At 58.9% G+C, this 5,331-nt stretch carries 3 protein-coding genes; 1 reads left to right on the forward strand and 2 read right to left on the reverse strand.

The features are described 5' to 3' along the window. Positions 1–1,488, forward strand: a 1,488-nt coding sequence (locus HMPREF3011_RS06470) for an acetyl-CoA hydrolase/transferase family protein (RefSeq protein WP_070841303.1), incomplete at its 5' end; no start/stop codon positions are given. A gap of 98 nt (positions 1,489–1,586) precedes the next feature. Here the strand turns inward: HMPREF3011_RS06470 and serA are convergent. Both serA and HMPREF3011_RS06480 read right to left on the reverse strand, forming a co-directional pair. Then, complete coding sequence (gene serA / locus HMPREF3011_RS06475; RefSeq protein WP_038629526.1) at positions 1,587–3,182, reverse strand: phosphoglycerate dehydrogenase; 1,596 nt, start codon at positions 3,180–3,182, stop codon at positions 1,587–1,589. A gap of 239 nt (positions 3,183–3,421) precedes the next feature. After that, complete coding sequence (locus HMPREF3011_RS06480; RefSeq protein WP_246821447.1) at positions 3,422–5,119, reverse strand: hypothetical protein; 1,698 nt, start codon at positions 5,117–5,119, stop codon at positions 3,422–3,424. Positions 5,120–5,331 lie beyond the last annotated feature (212 nt).

Consider the following 5,331-nt stretch of genomic DNA (forward strand, 5'->3'; position numbering starts at 1 on the left):
GCACATGCCGGTTTGCGCGGCAAAGTAATGACCGCCGACGAGGCGGCACAGTTTATCAATCACGGTGATGCCCTCGGCATCTCTGGCTTCACCGGTGCTGGCTACCCGAAGGCTCTGCCGACTGCGCTGGCAAACCGAGGCAAGGAACTCCACGCCAAGGGTGAAGAATTCGCTGTCGACATCTACACCGGCGCTTCCACCGCCCCGGACTGTGACGGCGTGATGGCAGAAGCTGACATCATCCGCTACCGCATGCCGTACCAGGGAGATCCGGCACTGCGTAAGTCCATCAACGCCGGCAAGGCAAAGTACCAGGACATCCATCTCTCCCACTCCGCGCTGTACATCGAGCAGGGCTTCCTGCCGATTGACGCCGCAATTGTAGAGGTCACTCGTATTACGGAAGATGGACACCTCATTCCGTCGTCAAGCGTTGGCAACAACGTCGAGTGGATGGACAACGCTGACAAGATCATCATTGAGGTCAACTCGTGGCAGTCCGAGGAACTCGAGGGCATGCACGACATCTACCGCATTCAGCACCTGCCTAACCGCACGCCGGTGCCGATCAATGCCCCGGGTGATCGCATTGGTACCCCTTACATCGACATCAACCTGGACAAGGTTGTCGCAGTTGTCGAGACCAACGCGCCGGACCGCAACTCCCCGTTCAAGCCGTTGGATGAGACCTCGAAGGCCATTGCTGGCCACTTCCTCGACTTCCTCGAGGGCGAAGTTCGCGCGGGTCGCCTGGCTTACGACCAGTACATCATGCAGTCGGGCGTCGGTAACGTGCCGAACGCTGTGATGGCAGGTCTGTTGGACTCCAAGTTTGAGAACATCAAGGCCTACACCGAGGTTATTCAGGACGGCATGATTGACCTGATTGACGCAGGTAAGATGACCGTCGCTTCGGCTACCTCCTTCTCCCTGTCTCCAGAAGCAGCCGAGCGCATGAACAACGAGGCTGCTCGCTACCGCAAGAACATCATCCTGCGCCCGCAGCAGATCTCCAACCACCCGGAGGTTGTCCGTCGTGTGGGCCTGATCGCCACCAACGGCATGATTGAGGCCGACATCTACGGCAACGTCAACTCCACCCACATCAACGGCAGCCGCATGATGAACGGCATCGGTGGTTCCGGTGACTTCACCCGTAACGCCTTCGTTTCCTCGTTCATCTCGCCGTCGCTGGCGAAGGACGGTGCGATTTCGACAATCGTTCCGTTCGCTTCGCACATTGACCACACCGAGCACGACGCCATGGTCATCATCACCGAGCGTGGATTCGCTGACCTGCGTGGCCTGGCACCGCGTGACCGCGTGGCTAAGATGATTTCCGTTGCACACCCGGAGTACCAGCCACTGCTGGAGGAGTACTACGAGCGCGCGCTGAAGACCGCTCCGGGCATGTCGACCCCGCACGATCTGCGCACTGCCTTCGACTTCCACGTCAACATGATTGAGAAGGGCTCGATGAAGGGCTAAGGCTTGTAAAACTAGCAGGCAAACAAAAAAATCCCCTCCGGTTGGAGGGGATTTTTCATAGGCTAGGAAGTAGCTCTAAAACGCCTAGGCGCTCAAAACTAGTCCAGCTCAAGCTGCAGAGCGTGGGTAGCGGAGATTTCCTCGGCAATCTTCTCGACGAGCTCCTCCGGAACCTCCTTGGAAACACGCAGCACCAGGATGGCAGTCTGATCTGCTTCCTGCGGAGACAGAGCAGCAGCCTCGATGTTGATGCCGGACTCACCCAGGGTGGTAGCTACGCGGCCCAGAGCACCCGGAACGTCCTTGTACAGCAGGAAGAGGTTACGGCCCTGAGCACGCATGTCGATGCCGCGGCCATTGATACGAACAATCTTCTCAACGCGGTTCAGGCCAGTGAGAGCACCAACGACGGTAGCGGTGGAGCCATCAGCGCCGATGACCTTGACCTCGAGGACGGAGCGGTGGGAGACGGACTCCGGCTCAGTCTCGACAGTGAAGGTCACACCCCGCTCTTCTGCAATACGCGGAGCGTTAACGAAAGTGACAGGCTCTTCCACCATGAGGGAGAACAGTCCACGGATTGCTGCCATCCCCAGAACGTTAACGTCCTCAGTGTGCAGCTCACCGCGAGCGGTGACCTCAACAGCGGCCGGAGCGCCCTCCAGCAGACCACCAGCAACCAGACCCAGCTCACGAGCCAGCTCGAGCCACAGGGCCACCTCTTCGCCAACAGCGCCACCGGAAACGTTGACGGCATCCGGGACGAACTCGCCAGCCAGTGCCAGCAGTACGGACTTAGCGACATCGGTACCGGCGCGGTCCTGAGCCTCAACGGTGGAGGCGCCCAGGTGCGGAGCACAAACAGTTTCCGGCAGGCCAAACAGCGGGGAATCCGTGCACGGCTCGGTCGCGTACACATCGAAGCCAGCACCGCGGATGTTGCCAGCCTTAATCGCGTCGGCAAGCGCCTGCTCGTCGACGAGACCGCCGCGGGCAGCGTTGATGATGATCTGCCCCTTCTTGGCCTTGCCCAGGAGCTCAGCATCGAACATGCCAGCGGTTTCCTTGGTCTTCGGCAGGTGGATGGTCACGAAATCAGCGCGAGCCATCAGGTCTTCCAGCTCAACCAGCTCAACACCGAGCTGAGCAGCACGGGCCGGGTTCGCGTACGGATCGTACGCAATGATGTTGGTCTCAAAAGCAGCGAGACGCTGCGCAAACAACTGGCCGATGTGACCGAAACCGACGATACCGACGGTCTTGCCGAAGATTTCGACCCCCTTGAAGGAAGAGCGCTTCCACTCCCCCTCACGCAGGGACGCGTCCGCAGCCGGCAGCTGGCGAGCGGTGGCCAGCAGCAGCGCGATTGCGTGCTCACATGCAGAGTGAATATTGGAGGTCGGAGCGTTGACAACCATGACGCCGCGCTTGGTAGCGGTATCGATGTCGACGTTATCCAGGCCAACGCCGGCACGGCCGACGATCTTCAGATTCGGAGCCGCTTCGAGGACTTCCTGATCCACGGTGGTAGCGGAGCGGACGAGCAGTGCGTCAGCGTCACCAACCGCAGCCAGGAGCTCAGCGCGGTTCGGACCATCTACCCAACGGACCTCAACGGAATCCCCCAATGCGTCCACTGTGGACTGTGCCAGCTTGTCGGCGATGAGGACAACGGGGCGAGCGTTCTGGCTCACAAGCATCTCCTGGTTTGTCTCGAAAAATTTATGCAGTATGTGCGGTGTCACTTAAGAAAACTACTAAAGCGTGCACGCGCATTACGTCTCATCATAAACTCTGGGGGTGAGGCGCGGGGGTACTTACCTAAGCAAAACGGCGCTTACTACCCTTTGTTTAGGGAGTAAGCGCCGTTGCCCCCGACATTCAAGTCGGCAAAACTCTTCGCGTTTTATTTTTATTTCTGCTGGTCTATAACCTACTGGTACGTAACCAACCATGGACGCGGTTCGATGTTCATGGTCTCCTCAGGAGTAAACATCGGCTGGTCCTCGTCGATGAAGTTCTTCCACGCCTCGAAAATCTCCGGCTGCAAATCCTGCAGCATGACGTTCCAGGTCTCAAACTTTTCCTGCGCGGTGCCATGGCCGTCGGCATGCAGTACGAATGCGAGCTCCGGGTGCGACAGATCCAGCGTCTCGCGATCGCGAATCATCTGTAGCTGGAACTGGTGCAGCATCAGCATCTTCTGCGGAAGGTTGTTCTTACGAGTCAGCTCAGCCAGCCAATCAGCAACGCGGTTGACCTCTTCAGCCTTAACGTGACCAACCTGAGTCGCCGGAACCTGCCCCGGTTCCATCTTCCACTCCGGATCCAGCGCCAGACCGACGTTTGGCATCTTCAGCAGTTCTTCGTAGAACTTGGCCTGGTCCAGGAAGTCTGCACTGCCCGGCTGCAAGTCGATGATGACGTAGCCGCCGGCCTTGGTCATGGCCTCGACGTACGGCTTCAGAGTCTCAACCGGAGCCGGCTCGGAGTAGTCACCACGCGGGCCCGGATCAGCCTGTGCGACCGAAGCAATAATCTCAAAGGCCGGCAGTACCGGGTCATCGGCGAACTTCTCGTACTGCTTGACGTAGTCCTTCGCACGTGCGACGGCATCCTCCGGATCATCCTCGCCCATCACACCCAATGGAGCGACACCTGGGTGACCATACGTTGCAATCAGATGACGACCGGGGAACAGCAGCGTGCCTCCACCCGGCAGCTCCTTGACCTTGTCATCCTTGGCCAGCTCGATGGACTGATCGAACTTGTCCTGATCGCCGAAAACCTTACCCAGAGCAATCAGGGACTCGCCGTCACGAGCAGCCGAAATCGACTCAGAGGTAGCACGCGCGTCGCCCACCGGCAGCCAACTGACCTTCAGGCCAGCTGCTCGAGCAGTAGCAATGGAAGCCAGGCCGGTACCCGGTGCAGCCAATGCCAACTTGTCCTTAACCTCCTTCGGCGATCCCTTCGGCAGGGTGATGCTCTCCTGCCCCTTGTCATCCTGCCCATCGCTGGCGCGATCCTGCGCCTCCTGGTTGGCGCCCCCATCCTTCGTTGCGTCACCCTTGACGACAGTGGGCTTCTCCGGATCCATCTCAACGACAGCGCGAGTCGGCTTCGACTCCGTCTCTTTGAGAACCTTGAATTCAGTACCGACAAGCTCCTTGAGGCCATCGGTCGTACCCGGATCTGCAATAACCTGACGCTCCTCTCCCCCGGTCAGGTCAACTGCCCCCACTGTAAGGACTGTCTTTGCGCCCAGGCGGTCAATCTCTTTTTCCACATCGGCGATATCAGCGCCAGTATCGTGGCCACGAGCGTCCTTCTTGGGACTCTTGGCGGTACTGTCATCTTCCGCATCTTCGGCAGAACCAGCCACCAGCATCGGCAGCCCAGCAGCAACCGCAATGCCTGCCGCCCGACGCTGCTCAGCTGCACCAGCCGAGGAAACGACAACTGCTTCCGAACTGCCGATCAGGCTTTCCGACGCTGCGATGTCGTCGCTAAGCACCGTCGACTCAGCGTCCACCTTCTTCGTGGAAACAGCACTGTCGGAATTACCACACGCGACCAGGGCGCTCGATCCCAGCGCCAGACTGACCGTCAGAGCAACGGTTGCCGTCACGCGCCGCGTCATTGCGGATACTCGCACATTTACCTCCGTGAAATGATTTGATTGCAACGATTAGACTATCGAACGTCTTTGTTGAGGGAGCCCCTTCAACCCAGATTAGAACCCCGGATACGACTGGGGCTACACCCGTTTGGCCGTAGTTGCTTTTATCTCAGACGTTTATCCCACCCGTCTACCCCACACGTTTCAGTGAAAGAAAACGA

It is taken from the genome of Corynebacterium sp. HMSC074C04 (genome assembly GCF_001838295.1).
GTDB lineage: Bacteria > Actinomycetota > Actinomycetes > Mycobacteriales > Mycobacteriaceae > Corynebacterium > Corynebacterium amycolatum.